This is a genomic window from Yersinia pekkanenii (genome assembly GCF_001152565.1).
Lineage (GTDB): Bacteria > Pseudomonadota > Gammaproteobacteria > Enterobacterales > Enterobacteriaceae > Yersinia > Yersinia pekkanenii.
Genome location: NZ_CQAZ01000004.1, coordinates 106875 through 131083, shown reverse-complemented (window position 1 = coordinate 131083; position 24209 = coordinate 106875). Strand labels below are relative to the sequence as shown.

Genomic DNA, 24209 nt, shown 5'->3' with positions numbered 1-24209 from the left:
CTTATCGACTCAGTAGCGTCAACTTAAGGGTTGCTGCACATGTAGCAATCGAGCGCTGCTGAGTTTCTTCATACAATTGCAGTTCATCAATCACTGCCATTCCTAGATCCCGCTGGAAATCCTGTTTACTGGCGTGACCCGCAAAATGAGCTTGCTCTTTATCCCCTAAATTAGATTGAAAAATACCCGCCGCACTGACCGGTAGAAAATCCTCATAAACTAAAGGTTCATATTGGATAAACCCCGCGCCAATCAATTCATCTAATGTTAAACCTTGGAGTGACTCTGTAGGCGCACTTCGGCTTTTCTCTGTGGGGAAATAACGAAAGAAGGCTAATCTCTCAGCGCGCATTGTTGGGTAATCATCAGGGAACTGGTTAAATTTATCACTTAGAATGGCCATGTACTGTGCGGAATTCTTTTCATTGGTAGGAACTTGCAACTGATCCTGAGCCGCCTGTAACAAACGATCATAAAGATCCCGTCCTTTAGCGGTTAGTGCTGCACCCCGTTGTTCTATCTCACCGAAGCGGGCGGTGTGATGGCCTTGAATCACCTGACCATCAGCCGATAAAAACGCGACTTTCTCCTCCAGTGCTTTAAAGCTGGTTTGCCGTAACAGTATCGGACAGTTGCGTGGAGGAGGTCCTTCGATCACGACTTTGGGGGTAATGTTGTGCTGTGGCATTGCAGTTTGTATGGCATCGATATTCAATGTCCGTGGGGTCAAATGGTTAATATGTGGCCCTTTGAAAGCGACAACATCAGCAATTAGCCGATGTTGATCATGCAGTTGTTGGTAAACTTCAGCACTAACGGTTGCCTGATTATGCCAGCGAAACGTCTCTAATGACTGAATGATAAAATCATCTGCTTGATGACGGGTCAGCCCACCGGATGTCTCATGCTGAACCATCAACTCAATCGCCCTTGGCGTAAAGATCACTCTTTTTGCCAGAATATCGCTAGCCTGCTGCCGCAGTTCTGGCGGCTCAATCAACTCCAAACGCAATAATGACGTGAAAATTCTAAAGGGGCTGGCTTGTAGCGAGGCTTCATGTACAGCACGGAATGCCGTGGAGTGAACCGGTACACCTGCGGATGCCAGGTCATAATAACCGACAGGTACCATGCCCATCACCGCAAATAGGCGGCGCAAAGTAGCGAGTTCAGCAGCGGTTCCTACTCGGATTGCACCGTGCCGCTCCATGCTCAGGCGCTCAATTTCCCCGGTTTGACGCAAATGTCGGGCAAGTTCCGGTTGCTGACTCAACATCTGGTTATTAGTGTCGGCAACTAACCGTAATAAGGCACCGTATAATGGCACTTCGGTCTGATACATCTCCGACATGGCATTGGAGAATCTGGCGCGGATCTCATCGGGATTAACAAATGGTTGGTGGGTCATATTTAGCTAGCTCCTTCTCGCCTGGCGAGGCAGTAAACGGCCAGATCATTACGGCTGCGAATCAATGATTATGCTGTTTTGAGTCTAGATTGATATTGAGGATTTAGGCGGTAAGCAGCGGAGAATATTGGTTTTTTATGCGTAACATCTCATTGATGCTGGATATTAATGTATAACGCCGAATAAAGTAGTTGCGTGGTAGGTTTTTTTATGAGTAAATGACCGCTTGCCTGTGATACACGCCTATTTATGTATAAGAGTATACGAGAGTAAAGCAAAGCAGTTCCTCCCAAGACGTTATCTTTTTGATGCCGCTTCAAAGACGAACCTCCTAGAATCTCTGATAGTAACTCCCATAAATAATGCTTTGATGCAGGTCCGTTATTTCTAATAGTTTGAATGCCTTTGGGTTAATCATCTATCCGGATAGCAAATTTATAAAGCCCGCACTTATGCGGGTTTTTTCATACAATCAAGCTCATAGAGGTTTAATCAGAAAACTTTAGGATGGGCAACTGCATCTAAACAATAAATAAAAATGAGTTGTTAGGATGCCCAGTAAAAGGAAATTTATTATGACGTTAAAAATGGGTCGAGTGAAATGGTTCAATCAGTCTGAAGGCTACGGTTTCATTTCACCACACGATGGTAGTTTGGATGTGTATGTCAGCAAAACTGCTATCGCTAACACCAAAAATAAATCACTAAGTGAAGGGCAACACGTTGAATTTTCTACTTATCGTAGCATTCACGGGCCGTCAGCAGCAGATGTGATCGCTTTCTAAGCAAACGGCTACCCAAGGGTAGCCGTTAGATTTTTTGCCTCTATTCAACCGATGTTTTGATTGTCGGGCGGTTTTGCAGGTGCTGCTATTTGTATTTTTTGCGGCTTAGTTGCTGAAGTTAGCGAACAGCGCAATAATCTTATGAAATACTTTCATTTCTTACTCGATAGTCATATTTATGTGATGTTGGTCACAAAATTCTACTCCTCGATATTCAACATATCAATAACAAAACCAACATTTATCACCATGGCTAGCATGCGCATTGACTTATATCGTTGCTGATTAACATACCCGCTTGGCATTAATCTCTGATATTAATGACAGCATCAGCACAGTTAACCTGCATCAACGGATATGGTATCCTCGACCACTTTCCTGCTGGTTAAGCTCCATTTTGGAGGATGTATGGACCACCGTTTACTCGAAATTGTTGCCTGTCCGGTCTGCAACGGTAAGTTGTACTTCAATAAAGAAAATCTTGAGTTGGTATGTAAAGCGGACAATCTGGCTTACCCGGTGCGCGACGGTATTCCGGTGTTGTTGGAGAATGAAGCCCGCCCACTGTCAATTGATGAGAAGCATGCATGAGTTTTATCGCGATAATACCCGCCCGTTATGCTTCAACCCGTTTACCCGGTAAACCGCTGGCTGATATTGCGGGTAAACCGATGGTTGTTCATGTGATGGAGCGAGCAAAGGCGTCCGGTGCCTCACGGGTAATTGTGGCAACAGACCATCCCGAAGTGGTGAAAGCGGTTGAAGCCGCAGGTGGTGAAGTGTGCTTGACCCGTGCTGACCATCAGTCTGGTACCGAACGTTTAGCTGAAGTTATTAAGCGTTATGGTTTTGCCGATGATGAGATTATCGTCAATGTGCAAGGTGATGAGCCACTGATACCTCCGGTGATTATTCGTCAGGTTGCCGATAATCTGGCTGGCTGCAGCGCAGGTATGGCGACGTTGGCCGTGCCGATTGAAAGTAGTGAAGAAGCCTTTAATCCTAATGCGGTTAAAGTGGTGATGGATGCGCAGGGTTATGCGCTTTATTTCTCTCGCGCCGCTATCCCGTGGGAAAGAGAGCGTTTTGCTCAGTCAAAAGAAATCATTGGTGATTGTTTTTTACGCCATATTGGTATCTATGCCTATCGCGCCGGTTTTATTCGTCGTTATGTTAACTGGGCACCGAGTAAACTCGAACAAATCGAACTGTTAGAGCAACTTCGCGTGCTGTGGTACGGCGAAAAGATCCACGTCGCGGTGGCAGAAGCTGTGCCTACGGTTGGGGTTGATACTCAAGCAGATTTGGACCGTGTGCGGGCTATCATGCTGCACCAGTAATAAAATTAACAACTGAACGGCTTATTACGCCAGGCTCAATGAGTCTGGCGTTGTTATTTCTATACCCTTCGGACTTCAGCTATTTTATTTTTATTGTGGCTGTTATTTGATCTGCATTCTGGAAATATCCAGCCTACCATCCCATTATGATAACTCAATTTCGCCAGACAACCGGACAGAGCCTGATGGAACAACTGAAAGCTGAATTAAGTGTCGTGTTAGGGGAGTCGATCACTCGCCTCGAACGTATCAGCGAACAGCCCTATGCCCATCTGTATGCGATGTATAACCAACAGGATCAGGCTATCCCCCTGTTGGCGAAGAGTTATATTTGTCAGGGAATTGCACAACAGGAGGCTTATAAGCTGTCAATGCTGGCGCGCGAAGGCGATATTCGTGTGCCGACGGTGTACGGTTTAGTGATGACCCACCAATCTCCGTATAAAGAAATTCTGCTTATGGAGCGTCTGCGGGGTGTTTCGGTCGAGGCACCAACCCGAACCGGTGAACGGTGGGATGCCCTGATGGACCAAATCGTTGAAGGTGTGTTGGCATGGCACCGTATTGATAGCCATGGCTGTGTCGGTAATGTTGATAGCACACAGGAAAATGATTGGTTCAGTTGGTATCAACAACGGGTTGAGGTGCTGTGGGCCACCTTGTCTAATCTGAACTCACCGCTTATAACATTGGAAGACCGCGCGATACTTTATCGTGCCAGAGCCTCTTTAAATGCGCTTTTTGCCGGTTTTGACGACAGTTCGGTACTGGTTCACGGCAACCTTACTTTGCGCAGTATGCTAAAAGATGCGCGCAGCGATCAGTTGTTGGCGATGCTCAACCCCGGCCCGATGCTGTGGGCACCGCGAGAATATGATTTATTCCGCCTCAGTGAAGAGGGCACACCGAGCCAGCTATTTTATCGCTATCTCAATAAAGCTCCGGTATCTGAATCCTTTGTGGCTCGCCGTTGGCTCTATACCCTTTGGGAACGGGTGGCCCGCTTTATTCATACCGGTAATTTGGACCGTGTTTTATTTGATAATGCTGCCAGGCAACTGCTCCCCTGGCTTAATTGATATCCTTCATCTTTCAAGTTACAAGTGTGTTAGCTGCGTCAATAACCCGAATCACTTACCGATGTAAGCTCATCAGGATTCTTTCATTTGCCGCCGTCTTGCATCTCGAAATCTATTGGATATTGACGGGTGACAATGGGCTATTAACAGCAACATTATTCAGCATTGTTATCCTCAGTTAACTTTTGCCATATCAGCCCCAATGTTTCATACCAGGCACGTTCAGTGTGGCCCAAATAGGTTGCTGCTGGAATAACGCGCTCCCAACTGTGTAATGGTGTGGTTATGGCTAACTGATTGGCAGGCGCGGGGATGGGATGCAGCCCAATGGCGGTAAAGAATTTTATCGCGCGGGGCAGATGACTGGCTGAGGTTACCAGTAGAAAAGGTTTATCCCCCACTAGGGTAGCAACTGCTGCCGCCTCTTCAACCGTATCTTTCGGTTGCTCTAATGCAACAATATCCGCCGCTGGGACACCTAAACTTTCCGCTACCAGTGCCGCCGTTCGTGCACTGCTTTGGCTGTTGGGGCCCGCACTGCCGGTAAATACCATTTTCGCATGGGGATGAGCGCGATACAGTCTGACCCCCTCGGTGACTCTGGGCAGACTATTTGCGAATAAATTAGCGCTCGGCGCCCAATTCGGATTAAACGTGTAGCCGCCACCAAGGACAACAATGTAATCTACGGGGTCGTTTCCCTGATAAGTGGCGTATTGTTTTTCCAGTGGCAATAGCAGGCGGTCAGCGACCGGTTGTAGGCTAATAAGCAATAATACCAGCCAACTCAGTGCAAAAAGTGTTTTGCCACTTTTCTGCCAGCGGGTAAACCACAATAAGATTAATGCCAGCCCCATAACGATGAGCAGAAAGGGCAGTGGCATTAATAAGCCGCCAACAAACTTTTTTAAGGTAAAAAGCATAAAAATAGGGACCTTTTGACTGAAAAAACGGCATTTGGCGATGATTACGGGTCAAGAAGATTTATTCTAAGTCAGGCTGTGCCAAAATAGCAGATTGATAGGCATTCTTTTTACTGTGACTATTGTTTTACGAGTCTCTCCAGGCCGGTAAATCAATAGTTATAGCGGAGCAGTTGTCCATGCAGGATCGCAATTTCGATGATATTGCTGAGAAATTTTCCCGCAATATCTATGGCACGACGAAGGGAATGATTCGTCAGGCGGTGGTTTGGCAAGATATCATTGGGCTGTTAGCGCAGTTACCACCACGACCGTTACGGATTTTAGATGCGGGTGGTGGCGAAGGGCACATGGCTTGCCAACTGGCGGCATTAGGCCATCAGGTTCTATTATGTGACCTGTCTGCTGAGATGATCCAACGTGCAAAAGTCGCGGCTCAGGAAAAAGGTGTGAGTCACAACATGCAATTTGTACAAAGTGCGGCACAGGACATCACCCAACATTTAGAACAACCGGTTGATCTGATATTGTTCCATGCGGTTTTAGAATGGATTGCAGAGCCTCAACAAGTTCTGCAAATACTTTTTAATGCGTTAAACCCTGGCGGTGCACTCTCATTGATGTTTTTCAATGCCAATGGATTAGTGATGCGTAATGCGGTGTTAGGCAACTTTCAGTTGGCGATACCGGGTATGAAAAGGCGTCGACAGCGCTCGTTGTCACCGCAATACCCTTTAGATCCGCCAACGGTTTATGCCTGGCTGGAGCAAATGGGTTTATCCATTAGTGGTAAGACAGGAGTGCGGGTGTTTCACGATTATATGAAAAATAAACAGCAACAGATCGATGAGTTTGCTGAATTATTAGCGTTGGAGCAGCGCTATTGCCGGCAGGAGCCCTTTATCAGTCTGGGGCGCTACGTGCATGTCATGGCGTTTAAGCCGAATCTGAAGGACCCATTATGAGTGAATTTTCCCAGACAGTACCCGAACTGGTCGCCTGGGCGCGAAAAAATGACTTTTCGATTACTCTGCCAACGGAGCGTCTGGCTTTTCTTATGGCCATTGCCACGTTAAACGGTGAGCGGCTGGACGGTGAAATGAGCGAAGGGGAGCTGATTGACGCATTTCGCCACGTGAGCAAAGGCTTTGAACAGACTCACGAAACCGTGGCGGTACGCGCCAATAACGCCATCAATGATATGGTGCGCCAGCGGTTACTGAACCGCTTTACCAGTGAGATGGCTGATGGCAATGCCATTTACCGTCTAACCCCTTTGGGCATTGGTATCACCGATTATTATATCCGTCAGCGCGAGTTCTCTACCCTGCGGCTGTCGATGCAATTGTCGATTGTGGCACAAGAGCTGCAACGAGCAGCAGAAGCGGCAGAAGAGGGGGGGGATGAATTCCACTGGCATCGTAACGTCTTTGCCCCGCTAAAATATTCAGTCGCTGAAATTTTCGACAGCATTGATATGACACAGCGTTTGATGGATGAACAGCAGCATAGCGTAAAAGAAGACATCGCAGCGCTGCTGAATCAGGACTGGCGCGCCGCCATTGCCAGTTGTGAAATGCTGTTGTCAGAAACCTCTGGTACATTGCGCGAGTTACAAGATACGCTGGAAGCGGCAGGCGATAAGCTTCAGGCCAATTTATTGCGGATTCAGGAGGCCACCATCGGGAATGCGGGTCTCGATCTGGTTGATAAACTGGTGTTTGATTTACAAAGTAAACTTGACCGTATTATCAGTTGGGGCCAGCAGGCGATTGACTTGTGGATCGGTTATGACCGGCACGTGCATAAGTTTATCCGTACGGCCATTGATATGGATAAAAATCGGGTCTTTGCCCAACGTTTGCGCCAATCAGTCCAACATTATTTTGATAGCCCTTGGACGCTTACCTACGCCAACGCGGATCGTTTGCTGGATATGCGTGATGAAGAATTGACGCTGCGTAGCGAAGAGGTTACCGGGGAGCTGCCACCGGATCTGGAATTTGAAGAGTTTAATGAGATCCGTGAACAATTAGCCGCCATGATTGAGCAGGCGTTGCTGGTGTATCAGCAGCAAAAAATGCCGCTCAATCTGGGGGAAGTGATGCGCGACTACCTCGCGCAATATCCGCGTGCTCGTCATTTTGACGTGGCTCGTATCCTGGTCGACCAGGCAGTTCGCCTTGGTGTGGCCGAAGCCGATTTCTCAGGGTTACCAGCGGAATGGCTGGCAATCAATGATTACGGAGCCAAGGTGCAGGCACATGTCATCAACAAATATTGAAGTAATAATGCCGGTTAAACTGGCTCAGGCATTGGCCAACTCATTGTTTCCGGCTCTGGACAGTCAGTTGCGTGCTGGTCGTCATATCGGTATTGACGAACTCGATAATCATGCTTTTCTGATGGATTTTCAGGAGCAACTGGAAGAGTTTTATACCCGCTATAACGTGGAATTAATTCGGGCACCAGAAGGTTTCTTCTATCTGCGCCCCCGTTCCACCACGCTTATCCCGCGTTCGGTGTTATCTGAGCTGGATATGATGGTAGGCAAAATTCTCTGTTATCTGTATCTCAGCCCAGAACGTTTGGCCCATGAAGGCATTTTCGCGCAGCATGAGTTATACGAAGAATTGCTGAGTCTGGCCGATGAGAGCAAATTGCTGAAGTTTGTTAACCAGCGCTCGACCGGTTCAGATTTGGATAAACAGAAGTTACAGGAGAAAGTACGAACATCACTCAACCGGCTGCGTCGGTTGGGCATGATCTACTTTATGGGCAATGACAGCAGCAAGTTTCGTATCACTGAAGCCGTGTTCCGCTTTGGTGCCGATGTGCGCAGTGGCGATGATCCACGTGAAGCCCAGTTACGCATGATCCGTGATGGCGAAGCCATGGCGGTGGAAAACAGTCTGTCACTCCATGATGAAACCGATGAAACCGACGTCACCATGGGCAATGCAGCGGAAAGTGCAGAGGATGAACAGGAATGATTGAACGCGGTAAATTTCGCTCACTGACCTTGGTTAACTGGAATGGCTTCTTTGCCCGAACCTTCGACCTTGATGAACTGGTCACCACGTTATCCGGCGGTAATGGGGCCGGTAAATCTACCGCTATGGCCGCTTTCGTCACCGCATTGATTCCAGATCTGACATTATTGCACTTTCGTAACACCACCGAAGCCGGTGCCACCAGTGGCTCCCGTGATAAAGGTTTGCACGGTAAATTGCGCGCCGGGGTGTGTTATTCAACCCTGGATGTTGTTAACTCCCGCCACCAACGAGTGGTTGTCGGTGTGCGCTTGCAACAAGTGGCAGGGCGTGACCGTAAAGTTGATATCAAGCCTTTTACCATCCAGGGGCTGCCGACAGCTATCCAGCCAACGCAGATCCTCACCGAAGTGGTGGGTGACCGTCAGGCTCGTGTGCTGTCATTGCAAGAGCTGAAAGAACGGGTTGAAGAGATGGAAGGGGTGCAGTTTAAGCAATTTAACTCCATCACCGATTACCACTCCTTGATGTTTGATTTGGGGGTGATCCCGAAACGCTTACGTTCCTCAGCGGATCGCAGCAAATTCTATCGTTTGATTGAAGCATCATTGTACGGCGGTATCTCCAGCGCCATTACCCGTTCACTGCGCGATTACTTATTGCCAGAAAACAGCGGGGTACGTAAAGCCTTCCAGGACATGGAATCGGCGTTGCGCGAAAACCGGATGACCCTTGAGGCCATCCGTGTTACCCAGTCTGACCGTGATCTGTTTAAGCATCTTATCTCGGAAGCCACTTCCTACGTTGCAGCTGACTATATGCGCCATGCCAATGAGCGGCGCATCCATCTCGATGGTGCGTTGGTATTGCGCCGTGACTTGCTGACCAGCCGCAAACAACTGGCCACTGAGCAGTATCGTCATGTGGAAATGTCGCGTGAGTTGGCGGAGCAAAGTGGTGCGGAATCCGATCTTGAGACAGATTATCAGGCAGCCAGTGATCACCTGAGTCTGGTACAGACGGCGATGCGTCAGCAGGAAAAAATCGAGCGCTATCAAAATGATCTGGCAGAGCTGACGTACCGGCTGGAAGAGCAAAATGAGGTCGTCGCCGAAGCCAGCGAACAACAGGCTGATAACGAAGCGCGTGCTGAAGCTGCCGAGTTGGAAGTGGACGAACTTAAAAGCCAGTTGGCGGATTACCAGCAAGCATTGGATGTGCAGCAAACCCGTGCTATCCAATATCAGCAGGCGTTACAGGCTTTAGAACGTGCGCGCGCACTGTGCCAATTACCTGAGTTAACGGCAGACAACGCCGAGCAGTGGCTGGAAACCTTCCATGCCAAAGAACAGGAAGCCACTGAATCTTTATTGCAGCTTGAGCAAAAATTGAGTGTTGCCGATGCCGCCCACAGCCAATTTGAGCAGGCATATCAGTTGGTGGTGGCCATTGCCGGCCAGGTTAGCCGCAGTGAGGCTTGGCAAACCGCCCGTGAATTACTCCGTGACTGGCCATCCCAGCAACATTTGGCCGAGCGGGTGCAGCCATTGCGTATACGCTTGTCCGAGTTAGAGCAACGTTTACGCGCCCAGCAAGACGCTGAGCGCTTGTTGCAGGAATTCTGTAAACGTCAGGGGCAGGCATATCAACCAGAAGAACTGGAAGAATTACAGCGTGAGCTGGAATCACAGGTTGAAGAGCTTTCTCTCAATGTCAGCGATGCCGGTGAGCGGCGTATGGAAATGCGCCAAGAACTGGAGCAGCTAAGGCTGAAAGTTCAGGAACTGACGGCTCGTGCTCCAGTCTGGCTGGCGGCACAGGATGCATTGAGTCAGCTCAGTGAGCAGAGCGGTGAGGCACTTGAAGACAGTCGTCAGGTGACCGAACACATGCAGCAGCTACTGGAGCGTGAGCGTGAAACCACGGTCGAGCGTGATGAAGTGGCGGCAGCCAAACGTGCCGTTGACGCGCAAATCGAACGCTTAAGCCAGCCGAGTGGTGCTGAAGATGCGCGGATGATTGCTCTGGCTGAACGTTTTGGCGGGGTACTGTTATCCGAGATTTATGATGATGTTACCCTTGATGATGCGCCTTACTTCTCCGCGTTATATGGCCCGTCGCGCCACGGTATTGTGGTGCCAGACTTGTCATTGGTACGTGACCAACTGGTGGGATTGGACGATTGCCCGGAAGATCTGTATCTCATTGAGGGGGATCCGCAGTCATTTGATGACAGCGTATTTGCCGTCGAAGAGCATGATAAAGCAGTTGTAGTGAAAATCGCCGATCGCCAGTGGCGTTACTCCCGTTATCCGGAAGTCCCGCTGTTTGGCCGTGCTGCCCGTGAAAATCGATTGGAAGCACTGTATCAAGAGCGCGACAGCCTGGCTGAGCGTTATGCTACCTTGTCATTTGATGTGCAAAAGACACAACGCTTACATCAGGCATTCAGCCGCTTTATCGGTTCTCATCTGGCAGTGGCATTTGATGCTGATCCAGAAGCTGAAATTCGTTTGCTGAATACCCGCCGTGGTGAAATTGAGCGCGCCCTGAATGCGCACGAAGACCAAAATCAGCAGCAGCGCCAGCAATTCGAACAGGCTAAAGAGGGCATATCGGCGCTTAATCGCCTCATCCCCCTGATTTCATTACTACTGGATGATACGTTAACTGATCGGGTTGAAGAGATCACCGAAGAGTTAGCCGAAGCACAAGAGGCCGCTCGCCATATCCAGAAACACGGTGCCTCCCTGACCACGCTGGAACCGTTATTGGCGGTATTGCAAAGTGATCCGCAACAACACCAACAGTTGCAGGAAAATTATCTATTGGCTCAAAGCCGTCAGCGGCAGGCTAAACAGCAAGCTTTTGCACTGACAGAAGTGGTTCAGCGCCGTGCGCACTTCAGCTATACCGATTCTGCGGGCATGCTGACTGAAAACTCAGATCTTAACGATAAGTTACGCCAGCGGTTGGAACAGGCTGAGGCGGAACGTACCCGTGCCCGTGAGCAATTACGTCAGTATCAAGCGCAGTTTACTCAGTATAATCAAGTACTCGCGTCGTTAAAAAGTTCCTACGATGCCAAACGTGACATGCTTAAGGAATTAAGCCAGGAGCTGGTGGATATTGGTGTTCAGGCCGATGCGAGTGCAGAAGCCCGCGCCCGTACCCGCCGTGACGAGCTGCATGCCGCGTTAAGTACTAACCGTTTACGGCGTAACCAGTTGGAGAAACAACTCACCTTCTGTGAGGCCGAGATGGACAGTTTGCAGAAGAAATTACGCAAGCTGGAGCGAGATTATCATCAGATCCGCGAGCAGGTAGTTAATGCCAAAGCAGGCTGGTGTACGGTGATGCGGATGGTGAAAGATAACGGCGTTGAGCGCCGCTTGCATCGTCGTGAACTGGCCTATATGGATGGTGACGAGCTGCGTTCTATGTCGGATAAGGCGTTGGGAGCATTGCGTCTGGCGGTGGCCGATAACGAGCATCTGCGCGATGTATTGCGTTTATCCGAAGATCCGAAACGTCCTGAACGTAAGATCCAGTTCTATATCGCGGTGTATCAACATCTGCGTGAGCGTATCCGTCAGGATATCATCCGTACTGATGATCCGGTTGAAGCTATTGAGCAAATGGAAATTGAGTTGGGGCGTCTGACGGAAGAACTGACCGCCCGTGAGCAGAAACTGGCCATCAGTTCAAAAAGTGTGTCGAATATCATCCGGAAAACCATTCAGCGCGAACAGAACCGTATCCGTATGCTGAATCAGGGTCTGCAAGCGGTGTCATTTGGTCAGGTAAAGAGTGTGCGACTGAATGTTAATATGCGTGAAGCCCATGCGACCTTGCTCGATGTGTTATCCGAGCAGCAGGAGCAACATCAGGACTTGTTCAACAGCAATCGTCTGACCTTCTCTGAAGCACTGGCAAAACTGTACCAGCGACTCAATCCACAAATGGATATGGGGCAGCGGTTGCCACAGACCATTGGCGAAGAGTTACTTGATTACCGTAACTATCTGGAGCTGGAGGTGGAAGTTTACCGTGGTGCAGATGGTTGGTTGCGGGCTGAGAGCGGTGCGTTGTCAACTGGTGAGGCTATCGGTACCGGTATGTCGATACTGGTAATGGTAGTACAGAGCTGGGAAGAAGAGTCGCGGCGTCTACGTGGCAAAGATATTTCTCCTTGCCGTTTGTTGTTCCTTGATGAAGCCGCGCGCCTGGATGCGAAATCTATCGCCACATTATTCGAATTGTGCGAACGGTTGGAAATGCAATTAATTATTGCAGCACCAGAAAATATCAGTCCGGAAAAAGGAACAACCTATAAGTTGGTGCGAAAAGTCTTCCAAAATCATGAACATGTACATGTGGTTGGCTTACGTGGTTTTGCAAATGAAATACCAACATTGCCACCGATCCCTGCTGAACAATGACTCGGCGATTAATTATTGTTCAGATAGTACGCAGTAATAATTAATCTTATTAAATGGTCGCTGAAAAGCGGCCATTTTTATTTTTGCCACAGCTTAGGGTTATATTTTATAACGGTAGGAAATCTGTTAGCGTAACGTAAATGGTTAAATTTATATCATTGACCACTTAAGGGGCATTCTGTTTGAATCATAATATAAATAGGCCGAGCACCGAGAGCAACCTAACGTTGCTGTAACTTTAAGGACGAAGGGTAACGACAGACTATGACGTATTTAGATAAGCATACCGGGGGCATAGCATGTCGATAGGGAAACGAAATTCGCACCGTTCATTCGCATTATACTGCGCTTTCATTTGCAGCTTGATGCCAGTATTGACCACATCAGCGACAGTACCTGCTGTGCCTGTAGATTCATCTTCAGCGCTACCGATAGAGGGTACAACGATGTCGGTAGCACAAAGCCGCTCACCATTATTGGCGGCTTTGCCTAAAACGGTCACTCCACTCTATCCCTCTGAGCTGGCATTACTCTATACCTCTAACGCGATGCAGCCCATGTGGCAGGACAAAGTGGCGGTGCAGCGTTTTCAGCAACAATTGGCAGAAGTTGCACTCTCCGGTATTCAGCCACAATTTATGCAATGGGTAAAATGGCTAAGTGACCCTGAAATTACCGGTGTGGCCCGCGATATTATTTTATCGGATGCCATGCTGGGGTATTTACATTTTATCTCCGGCGTGGGTGCTAACGGTAATGTTTGGTTATACAGCAATGTGCCATACAAGATGGCGATGCCGCCGGCGACGATTTTAAATCGCTGGCAGCAAGCGGTACACGAAGGCACCACTGCATCCTATCTGGCGTCTTTAGCTCCCCAACATCCTCAATACGACAAAATGCAACAGGCATTGAAAAAGATGCTGACTGATCGGCAACCATGGCCACAAATGGCCAATGGCCCAAGCCTGCGTCCGGGTCAGCTCAGCGACGATATTCCTGCTCTGCGAGAAATTCTCGACAGAACTGGCATGCTGCACCCGGTAGCATCGATACCGGTAAAAGGCCCGGAGGTTATTCCGGTTGATAATCCAGCGATAGCCGCAGTGAATGACGACCTCTCTGTTGATGAGGAAAAGAGCCGTGCTCAGGCTCATAGTCTGGTGGTCAGCCCCTCAGCGGCACCTGTAGCGGATGTTGCCATCACCGGCGGTGTTGCCGCATCTTCACCCGCACCGCTGGCGACTACCGCGACCATAATAGACAATGTGTACACGCCAGAGTTGGTAGCGGCAGTCAAACGTTTTCAACAATGGCATGGGTTGAATGATGATGGGGTTATCGGTACCCGAACCCGCGAATGGTTGAATGTTTCACCACAAACGCGGGCCACATTATTAGCATTGAATATTCAGCGGTTACGTATTTTGCCAGGACGTGTCGATAACGGCATCATGGTAAACATCCCAAACTATTCACTGAATTATTATAAGGATGGCACGGAGGTGCTCTCATCCCGGGTGATTGTTGGCCGTCCGAGCCGCAAAACACCGTTAATGAGCAGTGCGTTGAATAATGTGGTTGTCAATCCACCATGGAACGTACCAACCTCTTTGGTACGTCAGGATATCGTGCCAAAAGCGCGCCATGATGCTGGTTATTTCCAGCGCCATGGTTATACCGTATTGTCTGGTTGGAGTAATGAGGCGCAAATCGTCGACCCTTCGATGATCGACTGGAACATGATTTCAGCGAATAACTTCCCTTATCGTTTGCGTCAGGCACCAGGTGCCAGTAATTCATTAGGGCGTTTCAAATTCAACATGCCAAGTTCTGATGCTATCTATCTGCATGACACGCCGAACCATGGCTTGTTCCAGAAAGATATCCGCGCGTTGAGCTCAGGTTGTGTCCGTGTGAATAAAGCCTCTGATTTAGCGAATATGCTATTGCAGGATGCGGGTTGGAATAATGCGCGGGTCTCTTCTACCTTGAAGCAGGGGGACACCACTTACGTTAATATTCGCCAACGTATCCCGGTACAATTGTATTACCTGACCGCATGGGTTGCGGATGACGGTAAACCACAATTTAGAACAGATATTTACAATTATGATAAGACGGTGAGATCTGGCGCACAAATAGCACCTCAAGTTGAGCTTTTACTACAATAAATGCAGTAAAACTCAATAACTAATGGTCTTAATATCGGGTTGTCGAATGGGGACTCCAAATAGGGGTTCCCTATAACCGAACCTAAACTCACAGTGAATGCAGGTTGACTGGTTTTCCGTAGGCGGTTATGGTTCGTGACGGCACATTTAGTGCTTTCTTTTGACATTTTTGCCGGGTATTAACAGAGATCATGGATAAAATTGATAATTATCGCCGTAAATGGCTAACGTTAGGCGGGGTAGCGCTGGGTATATCGCTGCTTCCAGGGCAAGCATTCGCTACCCTTTCTACTCCTCGCCCACGGATCTTGACCCTGAATAATCTCAATACAGGCGAGTCCATAAAAGCCGAATTTTTTGATGGTCGGGGCTATAACAAAGATGAACTTTCCCGCTTAAACCATATATTCCGCGACTACCGTGCCAATAAAGTGAAAAACATCGATCCCCGTCTGTTTGATCAGCTATACCGTCTCCAGGTGCTTCTCGGAACAACTAAACCGGTACAGCTTATTTCAGGTTACCGTTCGCTTGATACCAATAATGAACTGCGTGAGCGTAGTCGGGGTGTGGCCAAGCACAGCTACCACACTAAGGGGCAGGCGATGGATTTTCATATTGAAGGTATTCAATTGAGCAATATTCGCAAAGCGGCATTAAAAATGCGTGCGGGTGGTGTAGGATATTATCCTCGCAGTAACTTTGTGCATATTGATACCGGGCCAACACGAACCTGGTAACTTGCATTTTTATGCCAATACCTTGAATATATTGATGAGTGTATTGGGGTTGGAGCTCTATGAAATATCAAATAATTCCGGTAACGGCCTTTAGCCAGAATTGCACGTTAATCTGGTGTGAGGCAACAGGGCAAGCTGCATTGGTGGATCCTGGTGGTGATGCTGCCAAGATCATGGCTGAAGTTACCCGTCAAGGGGTTAAGGTCAGCCAGATTTTACTGACACATGGCCATCTTGACCACGTGGGTGCTGCCGCTGAGTTAGCCGCACATTTTCAGGTACCTATTTATGGCCCTGAAAAAGAAGACACTTTTTGGTTAGAAGGGTTGCCAGCTCAAAGCAGAATGTTTGGGCTAAGTGAATGTGAAGCCTTTACCCCGACTCGCTGGTTGGAAGAGGGTGACAAAATCACCGTCGGTGAAGTTGAGTTGTCGGTATTGCATTGCCCAGGGCATACGCCAGGTCACATTGTCTTTATTGATCAATCAGGCCGCCTGGCACTGGTCGGTGATGTTATCTTTAATGGTGGGGTTGGGCGCAGTGATTTCCCGCGTGGTGATCATCAGCAACTGATTAATTCCATCCGTAGCAAATTATTGCCTTTGGGCGATGATATAACATTTATTCCCGGTCATGGCCCAATGTCTACATTAGGTCACGAACGGCAGACTAACCCGTTTATCCGTGAAGAACCGGCGGTTTGGTGATGATGGCCGTTTATTAGCATCATAAATAGAGGGAATATCAAGGAAGGCGCCATTCAGGTGCCTTTTTACGTTATATTTAATCGATAGTTAAAACATTTTGTGAGCCTTAAACCTTGAGTTATGGGGCTGGAATAGTTTTACTGTCGTCTTTATTTCGTAGTATTGCGAGCGCCTTTTAATGGAATCCACTATGCCATTTCGTCGTTTCAGACTGAATAAACTCCTGTCCCGGCTGGGTTTTTCTTGCATAGTATTACTCTTATTTCTGTTGGTGGGCGCAATAGTGATTTATGCGCAAACAAAAGCAAATATGCATAAGGATGCGGAGACTAAATTATTACAGGGTAGAGCGCGGTTTGATCAGATATTTAATAATTTGCAACATGCGGCCATTCAGGTCGAAACTGGTTTAGGGAAACCCTGTTTAGACGTTGTGCAGAATTTACGGGATCAAGTGGTACTAATACCCGATGTTCGGTCAGTCTCTTTGACTAAGGGCGGTAATATTTACTGCTCCTCAATATATGGTCCGCTTACAACTCCGTTTGATTTAGCTATGTTTATAAATGGTCAATTAGAATTAATGGGCGGTAATGATGTCACGCCTGATCGTGCTTTGATGGTCTACCGGCATGTACGGGGTGATTACAGCGTACTGGTCGCTGTCGATGGTTATTACTTGCGCAGTATTCTTAACTTACTGAGTGGCGATATTGAGTTACAACTGAGAGTGGGCGATAAATGGATGGATGCGACGGGTGTTGTACATTCAGGTAAGCCTCCCGCAGGAAGTGAGCCTTTATATCTGGCTTCAGAAAAATATGCTTATTCATTAAGTACCACGCTTTCTAACCAGCAATATAGGGCTTATGCTTGGCAATATAATCAAGGCAGTCTGATCTTCTTCATCTTAATGAGTGTTGGCTCTGCCACCCTTGTTTTTTGGTTATCAGGCAGGGCTGTATCACCGACGCAGGTATTAAAACAGGCATTGGATAACAATGAATTTATTCCTTACATGCAACCTATTGTGTCAGGTAAAGAGCAATGTTGGGTTGGATGCGAGGTATTAATGCGTTGGCAGCATCCCGGCCATGGCTTAATTCAACCGAATAAATTTATTCCGATGGCGGAGGACAGTGAACTTATCGTGCCGATGACTCGGTCTATGATGCAGCAAGTCAGCGTGGCTTTTGCTCCTCATGTCAATCAACTGCCTGAAGGTTTCCACTTCGGTTTTAATATCAGTGCGAATCATTGCCACGACCTGAGCTTGGTCGATGATTGCCGTAATTTCATTCAGGCTTTTGGTGGAAATAAAATTAATATCACACTGGAATTGACTGAGCGAAAATTGATTGTTACAGATGAAATTACTGACAGATTATTTGCAGAACTTCATACCTTGGGGGTGTTTATTGCTATTGATGATTTTGGCACTGGGCATTCAAGTCTGACTTATTTACAGAAGTTTAAAGTCGATTTCCTGAAAATTGACCAAAGTTTTGTCGGCATGATCGGCTCAGATGCGCTGTCGAGCCACATTGTGGATAATGTGATTGATTTGGCTACCCGGCTGGGATTACAGACTATTGCTGAAGGGGTAGAGAACGAGACACAAATGCGCTATTTACAGGCCCATAATGTTGATTATCTGCAAGGTTATATGTATGGGCGACCGATGCCGATGAGCGAATTTGCCAAATATATGTTTCATTAACATCTACTTGGTTTGGCATATGCGTCAAAATAAAAGGGTGCCTAATACACCCTTTTGACCATTAGCTCACTGAAACTTAATTAGAGCACCGCGACGATAGCTTCACACAGTGGTGCCATGTTGCCAGGTGTCATCCCTGCAACGTTAACCCGACCAGAGTTAACGGCATAAACAGCGAATTCATCGCGCAGACGCAGGACTTGTTCTTTGCTCAGGCCACTGAACGAGAACATACCATTTTGGTTAATGATAAAGCTGAAATCCTGTTTCGCGCCTTTTTCCTGCAAAGTTTTAACAAACAACTGACGCATACGGTGAATGCGCTGGCGCATATCAGTCAGTTCTTGTTCCCAAATTGCACGCAGTGCCGGGTTGCTCAAAATGGTGGCAACTACTGAAGCACCGTGAGCGGGTGGGTTAGAATAGTTAGCACGGATAACGGCTTTAACCTGGCTGAAAGCGACATCAGCCACTTCGCTGCTAGCAGCAACAATGGTGCAAGCCCCGACACGCTCATTATACAGACCAAAGTTTTTCGAATAAGAACTGCAAACAATCAGTTCTTGATGTGTTGCCGCGAAAATACGCAGACCCTGAGCATCTTCTTCCAGACCTTTGGCAAAACCCTGGTAGGCAAAGTCAAACAGTGGCAACCAACCTTTAGCAACAGACAGTTCCGCCAATTGGCTCCACTGGGCTTCTGTTGGGTCGATACCGGTTGGGTTATGGCAGCAGCCATGGAACAACACCACATCACCTGACTGGGCTTCTGACAGGCTATTTAATAGCCCATCAAAGTCCAGTGCATGGTTTGCAGCATCATAATAGTCATATTCAACGACTTCCAGACCAGCAGCGGCAAAAATGTTTTTATGGTTTGGCCAACTTGGGTTACTGACCCAGACACGTTTGGCGCTGGTCTGATGGGCGATAAAATCAGCGGCAATACGTAACCCGCCGGTACCACCAGGAGTTTGCGCGGTACGAGCACGTTTATCATTAATGATAGCGCTGTTGGCACCGAACAACAGTTCCTGTGTGCAACTGGCGAAAACCGGCAGGCCATCAATACCCAAATAGTTTTTGGTAACTTCATTTTCCAGCAAATACTGCTCAGCTTTCTTCACGCTGGTCAGCACCGGCGTTTTACCGGTTTCGTCTTTGTAGACACCGATCCCCAGGTTGATTTTATGAGGGCGGTCATCCGCGCGGAAAATATCGGTCAGGCCCAGAATTGGGTCAGCAGGTGCAGCAGTGATTTTTTCAAACATGTCAGAGGCTTCCATGGCTTAGCGTTAAGCAAACAGAACCATCAGGGTAGCGCCAGTTGCTGCCTTTGCCAACCGTTTGCGACAAAAAGAAATGAATGTTGTGAGACGGGGGGATTCGGGGTGAAAAATCGGCAGAATAGACCTATTGGTAGCGTAATATCCCTAAATTAACTAAGGATAAAAATAAAAAGACAGAGCCGAAGCCCTGTCTTTTTTTCCAACTTACGTCAGCAGAGAAACTGCCTGGTTAAGTCTGACTTAGAACTGGTAAACCAAGCCAACACCAACAACGTCGTCGGTATTCAGACCGTTAGCGCGGGTGAAGTTGTCTTCGTCCAGCAAGTTGATTTTGTAATCAACATAGGTGGTCATGTTTTTGTTGAACGCGTAGTAAGTACCAACAGAAACATATTTCAACAGATCATGATTGTCATCAGTATTGTTGTTCAGATCCTTACCTTTGGACTGAACATAGCCCAGAGATGGACGCAGACCGAAGTCGAACTGGTACTGTGCAGTGATTTCAATGTCACGAGTCTTGTTAGCAACTGAATTGTGACCAAATGGAGTCAGGTTCTGAGTTTCAGCATACATTGCAGCCAAGTATACGTTGTTTGCGTCGAATTTAGCACCAACGTTCCATGCCTGAGCTTTATCGCCTTCAGCAAATGTCAGGTTAGCCAGGTGAGCATCTTTCTGAGCAGTAGTACGGTTAGCTGTAGAGTAACCAGCACCGAAGTTCACGCCGTAACCGATATCATAAGTAGAAGAGATACCGAAGCCGTCACCGTTAGATTCTGTCAGCGCATCACCAGTATTACCACGGTCATTTTTACCTTGGTATTGCAGAGCAAAGTTCAGACCATCAACCAGACCGAAGAAGTTGGTGTTACGGTAAGTAGCCAAGCCAGTAGAACGGCCAGTCATGTAGTTGTCAGAGTTGGAGATTGAATCACCACCGAACACTGGCAGCATGTCAGTCCATGCGTTAACGTCATAGATTACGCCGTAGTTACGGCCGTAGTCGAATGAACCGAATTCAGCAAATTTCAGACCAGCAAAGCCCAGACGGGTTGCGTTGCCATCTTGAGCGTCGGCGCCTTCAGCGTTGTTCGCCTGAACGTTATATTCCCACTGGCCGTAACCGGTCAGTTCGTTAGTAATTTGAGTTTCGCCTTTGAAGCCGAAACGAACATAAGATTTGTCGCCGTCTTGGCCAGCGTTGTCAGAGAACTGGTGACGCGCGTCAACTTTACCGTACAGGTCAAGTTTGTTGCCGTCTTTGTTGTAGATTTCTGCTGCATTAGCCGCGCCAGCTGCTAACAATGCTGGGATTACTACTGCAAGAATATTGCGCTTCATCATTATTATTACCCTCATTGGTTTTATTCGGACACCTGCCACTGCCGCCAATAATTTTTATGGAACTATTGTTGAGAGTTTGGTGTCGTCTGTGTCTGAACGCAGTGTTCCATTCACAGGGTTTATAATCCAGACCGAAAATGCTACCAATTACCTGAATATGTTTCAGTGGGAAACTATGTGTTACTAAATGTAAATATAAGGGAACTTTGTGACTTAGATCGAACTTTAAAAATGACAAAAGCCAGCTGAGCTGGCTTTTATTTATGCAACGATATAATTTTTTTCTAAATGACGAACTTAGAAGCTGGCATTTCTCGGAGTACGTGGGAATGGGATGACATCCCGAACGTTTTGAACGCCGGTTACATAGGAGATTAAACGCTCAAATCCAAGGCCGAAACCTGAATGCGGTACTGTGCCGTAGCGACGCAGATCACGATACCACCAATAATCTTCTTTATTGAGGCCCATTTCTGCCAGGCGTGCATCCAATACATCCAAACGTTCTTCACGTTGTGAACCACCGATGATCTCACCAATTCCCGGCGCAAGTACGTCCATTGCCGCAACGGTTTTGCCATCTTCATTCATACGCATATAGAAAGCTTTAATGTCTTTCGGATAGTTTTTGACCACGACCGGTGCTTTAAAGTGCTTCTCAGCCAAATAACGCTCATGCTCAGAAGACAAGTCGATGCCCCAAGACACGTCGTTCTCAAATTTTTGACCTGATGCCTGCAAGATCTCGATAGCATCGGTGTAGTCAACCTGAGCGAAGTCTGAGGTGACAAAACGTTGCAACCGGTCGACGGCATCTTTATCTACCCGCTCGGCAAAGAACGTCATGTCATCGGCACGTTCATTCAGTACCGCCTGGAAAACGTATTTCAGCATTTTCTCCGCCAAAGCGGCGACATCATCTAATGAAGCGAATGCGACTTCAGGCTCAACCATCCAGAATTCAGCCAGATGACGACTGGTGTTGGAGTTCTCTGCACGGAAGGTTGGGCCGAAAGTGTAAACTTTGGATAACGCACAGGCGTAGGTTTCACCGTTGAGCTGACCGGATACAGTAAGGAAGGCTTCTTTACCGAAGAAGTCCTCGCTGAAATCAACCGCACCGGTATCAGTGCGTGGCAGATTTTCCAGATCTAAAGTTGATACACGGAACATCTCACCGGCACCTTCAGTATCGGATGCGGTGATAAGTGGAGTAGAAACCCAGAAGTAGCCGTTCTCATCGAAGAAACGATGAATCGCTTGTGCCAATGTATGGCGAACACGGGCAACCGCGCCAATCAGGTTAGTTCGTGGGCGCAAGTGAGCCACTTCACGTAAGTATTCGATACTATGACGTTTTGCTGCCATAGGGTAGGTATCGGGATCATCAACCCAGCCCACCACGTTGATAGCCGTTGCCTGAATTTCAAAACGTTGGCCTTCGCCTGGTGATGCCACTACCGTTCCGGTCACTTCCACGGAACAACCGGTAGTCAGATGCAGCACTTCATCCTGATAATTAGGCAAAGTATGATTTACGACGGCCTGTAACGGGTCAAAGCAGGAACCGTCATAAACGGCAACGAAGGAGATACCTGCTTTAGAATCTCTCCGGGTACGCACCCAACCGCGTACGGTGACTTCACTGTCAACCGCAGCACGGCCTTGCAGTACGTCGACTACAGGCACTACGCTCATAGATTTCTCTCTTTAATAGTTTTGGATAATTTTGATATCGAAATAGTTAACAACCCAAAGAAATGGGGATATCGCTATGTTACTTGTGGCAGTGCAGGACACAAGTAGAAATCACCGGATCCGATCAACATTTCTATCATTATCCTTAATAAAGGCGGCACAAATCAGAGCTGAGTTTAATTGGGGGAAGGGTATGCGGGTAAAACGTACAACTAAAATGGAGTACTGGGCAGTATTAGCTACCCAGTTATTCATCGACAAAGGTGCAATCCGGTGCTGCAAACTAGCTGGCTTTCTTTACCAGTGGCAGGGCAAACGCTTCGCGTAACTCATCAACAAAAGCCGGGTCATGACAAATAGTTTTGCCAGGGCTATCGGAAAGCTTAGCGACCGGTTTATCGTTGCACTCAACCAGTTTAATCACAATGTTGAGTGGCTTAACCCCAGGAATATCGCAGGTTAAGCGAGTACCAATACCGAACACCAATTTAATCCGTTGGTAGAAATGACGGTATAGCGACAAGGCTTTTTCCAAGTCCAGGTTATCTGAAAATACCAATGTTTTGCTGATAGGGTCGATACCCAGTTTTTCATAATGGGCGATAGCTTTTTCACCCCATTCGAACGGGTCACCAGAGTCGTGACGTAACCCCTGATAGCGTTCGGCGAATTTTTCATCAAAATCACGCAAGAATGCATCCATGGTAATACAGTCGGTCAAGGCGACCCCAAGTTGGTGCGGATACTCATCTAACCAGACTTGTAGTGCAACCCGTTGGCTGTTGGCCAGTACCGGGCTTATCTGCTGGTGAGCCTGGAACCATTCATGGGCCTGAGTACCGACTGGCGCTAATGACAGCTTGCGTGCCAAATCATAGTTACTGGTACCGACAAGGTAGGGGAACTGGTCTTTTAAGCTGCTGACAATGGCATGCTGTATATTGCGTGAGAAACGGCGACGGCTACCAAAGTCCATTAATTTAAAGTGACTAATATCAACATCAGCACTGAGTGTTTTAAATTGTTGAAGTTTGCTGCGCAGTTGTTTGATGGCCTGAGCTGTCGTGACATTAATAGAACGGTGACGGTGGACAATTTCACTGATAACCGCCAGCAGCGGTACCTCCCATAAAATCGTTTCGCACCATAAACCGGTAATACGAATATCTAATTTACCGCCACTCGCCGATACGGTGACCTGCTCAGGATTAAAGCGAAACTCCCGTAGCCAATTGAGATAGTCACTCTGGAAGAAAGGTAAGTCTGAGAGGTACAGAAACTCATCATGAGTCAATGCTAATTGGCTCATCAGCGTTATCTGGTGGCGAATTTCGTCGGCATATTTGCCCAACAGTTCATCGCCGCGGCAGCGGAATTCAGCGGCTACGGTAATATTGCGATAACGATGGAACACGGCTTGTTGCATATGAAGCTTGTAAGCATCTGTATCAAGCAATGAAGTCAAAATCGGTGAGGCGTCTTGGGTCATGGCGTTATACAGCATCCTTGTAGGCGCATTTTCCGCAGTCGGCATAGTCTATAAAGTTGCAGGAGTATACCGGTA

18 protein-coding genes are annotated in these 24209 nt (G+C 47.8%); 12 read left to right on the top strand and 6 right to left on the bottom strand.

Features of this window, described 5'->3' with window-relative positions; genetic code table 11:
• Position 1 precedes the first annotated feature (1 nt).
• The gene (gene hglS / locus AEP37_RS03235) at positions 2-1408 is read right to left on the bottom strand and encodes a 2-oxoadipate dioxygenase/decarboxylase HglS (protein ID WP_049609759.1); all 1407 of its coding nucleotides are present in this window, start codon (positions 1406-1408) and stop codon (positions 2-4) included.
• A gap of 575 nt (positions 1409-1983) precedes the next feature.
• On the opposite strand from hglS, the gene AEP37_RS03230 reads away from it, so the two are divergent.
• The 4 genes from AEP37_RS03230 to AEP37_RS03215 all read left to right on the top strand — a co-directional run bounded on the left by AEP37_RS03230 (position 1984) and on the right by AEP37_RS03215 (position 4612).
• Positions 1984-2193 carry a cold-shock protein gene (locus tag AEP37_RS03230; RefSeq protein WP_025378781.1) on the top strand — a complete coding sequence of 70 codons (210 nt, stop codon included), beginning with the start codon at positions 1984-1986 and terminating at the stop codon, positions 2191-2193.
• Between the two features lie 408 nt (positions 2194-2601).
• Entirely contained in the window at positions 2602-2784 is a 183-nt protein-coding gene (locus AEP37_RS03225; protein ID WP_004700032.1) for a Trm112 family protein, read from the top strand.
• Positions 2781-3533 carry a 3-deoxy-manno-octulosonate cytidylyltransferase gene (kdsB, locus tag AEP37_RS03220; protein ID WP_049609753.1) on the top strand — a complete coding sequence of 251 codons (753 nt, stop codon included), beginning with the start codon at positions 2781-2783 and terminating at the stop codon, positions 3531-3533. Before AEP37_RS03225 ends, kdsB begins: the two co-directional genes overlap by 4 nt.
• Before the next feature lie 185 nt (positions 3534-3718).
• Complete coding sequence (locus AEP37_RS03215; protein WP_049609751.1) at positions 3719-4612, top strand: YcbJ family phosphotransferase; 894 nt, start codon at positions 3719-3721, stop codon at positions 4610-4612.
• 155 nt (positions 4613-4767) lie between these two features.
• Here AEP37_RS03215 and elyC read toward each other — a convergent pair whose 3' ends face one another.
• Positions 4768-5535 carry an envelope biogenesis factor ElyC gene (gene elyC / locus AEP37_RS03210; RefSeq protein ID WP_049609747.1) on the bottom strand — a complete coding sequence of 256 codons (768 nt, stop codon included), beginning with the start codon at positions 5533-5535 and terminating at the stop codon, positions 4768-4770.
• A gap of 179 nt (positions 5536-5714) precedes the next feature.
• Here elyC and cmoM point away from each other — a divergent pair, with 179 nt between their 5' ends.
• From cmoM to AEP37_RS03170, 8 genes are all read left to right on the top strand, one after another.
• The gene (gene cmoM, locus AEP37_RS03205; protein WP_049609743.1) at positions 5715-6500 is read left to right on the top strand and encodes a tRNA uridine 5-oxyacetic acid(34) methyltransferase CmoM; all 786 of its coding nucleotides are present in this window, start codon (positions 5715-5717) and stop codon (positions 6498-6500) included.
• On the top strand, positions 6497-7819 hold the full coding sequence (mukF, locus tag AEP37_RS03200) for a chromosome partition protein MukF (RefSeq protein WP_049609739.1): 1323 nt from the start codon (positions 6497-6499) through the stop codon (positions 7817-7819). The genes cmoM and mukF overlap by 4 nt, the downstream gene beginning before the upstream one ends.
• Positions 7800-8528, top strand: coding sequence for a chromosome partition protein MukE (gene mukE, locus AEP37_RS03195; protein ID WP_049609736.1), 729 nt, complete (start codon positions 7800-7802; stop codon positions 8526-8528). The genes mukF and mukE overlap by 20 nt, the downstream gene beginning before the upstream one ends.
• A complete protein-coding gene (mukB, locus tag AEP37_RS03190) occupies positions 8525-12970 on the top strand; it encodes a chromosome partition protein MukB (protein WP_049609734.1) in 4446 nt (1481 codons plus the stop codon). The genes mukE and mukB overlap by 4 nt, the downstream gene beginning before the upstream one ends.
• Before the next feature lie 299 nt (positions 12971-13269).
• Complete coding sequence (gene ldtD / locus AEP37_RS03185) at positions 13270-15144, top strand: L,D-transpeptidase (RefSeq protein ID WP_049609731.1); 1875 nt, start codon at positions 13270-13272, stop codon at positions 15142-15144.
• 191 nt (positions 15145-15335) lie between these two features.
• Positions 15336-15884, top strand: coding sequence for a YcbK family protein (locus AEP37_RS03180; protein WP_049609728.1), 549 nt, complete (start codon positions 15336-15338; stop codon positions 15882-15884).
• 59 nt (positions 15885-15943) lie between these two features.
• Positions 15944-16591 (top strand): MBL fold metallo-hydrolase, encoded by a 648-nt coding sequence (locus tag AEP37_RS03175; RefSeq protein ID WP_049609725.1) that lies wholly within the window; start codon positions 15944-15946, stop codon positions 16589-16591.
• Positions 16592-16769: 178 nt separating this feature from the next.
• Positions 16770-18311 (top strand): EAL domain-containing protein, encoded by a 1542-nt coding sequence (locus AEP37_RS03170; RefSeq protein WP_331462900.1) that lies wholly within the window; start codon positions 16770-16772, stop codon positions 18309-18311.
• Positions 18312-18391: 80 nt separating this feature from the next.
• Here the strand turns inward: AEP37_RS03170 and AEP37_RS03165 are convergent, their stop codons facing one another.
• The 4 genes from AEP37_RS03165 to pncB form a co-directional block, all read right to left on the bottom strand.
• On the bottom strand, positions 18392-19582 hold the full coding sequence (locus tag AEP37_RS03165; protein ID WP_049609720.1) for an amino acid aminotransferase: 1191 nt from the start codon (positions 19580-19582) through the stop codon (positions 18392-18394).
• 258 nt (positions 19583-19840) lie between these two features.
• Positions 19841-20944, bottom strand: coding sequence for a porin OmpF (ompF, locus tag AEP37_RS03160; protein ID WP_049609937.1), 1104 nt, complete (start codon positions 20942-20944; stop codon positions 19841-19843).
• 300 nt (positions 20945-21244) lie between these two features.
• Entirely contained in the window at positions 21245-22645 is a 1401-nt protein-coding gene (asnS, locus tag AEP37_RS03155) for an asparagine--tRNA ligase (protein WP_049609717.1), read from the bottom strand.
• 283 nt (positions 22646-22928) lie between these two features.
• A complete protein-coding gene (gene pncB, locus AEP37_RS03150) occupies positions 22929-24134 on the bottom strand; it encodes a nicotinate phosphoribosyltransferase (RefSeq protein WP_049609934.1) in 1206 nt (401 codons plus the stop codon).
• Between the last annotated feature and the right edge of the window lie 75 nt (positions 24135-24209).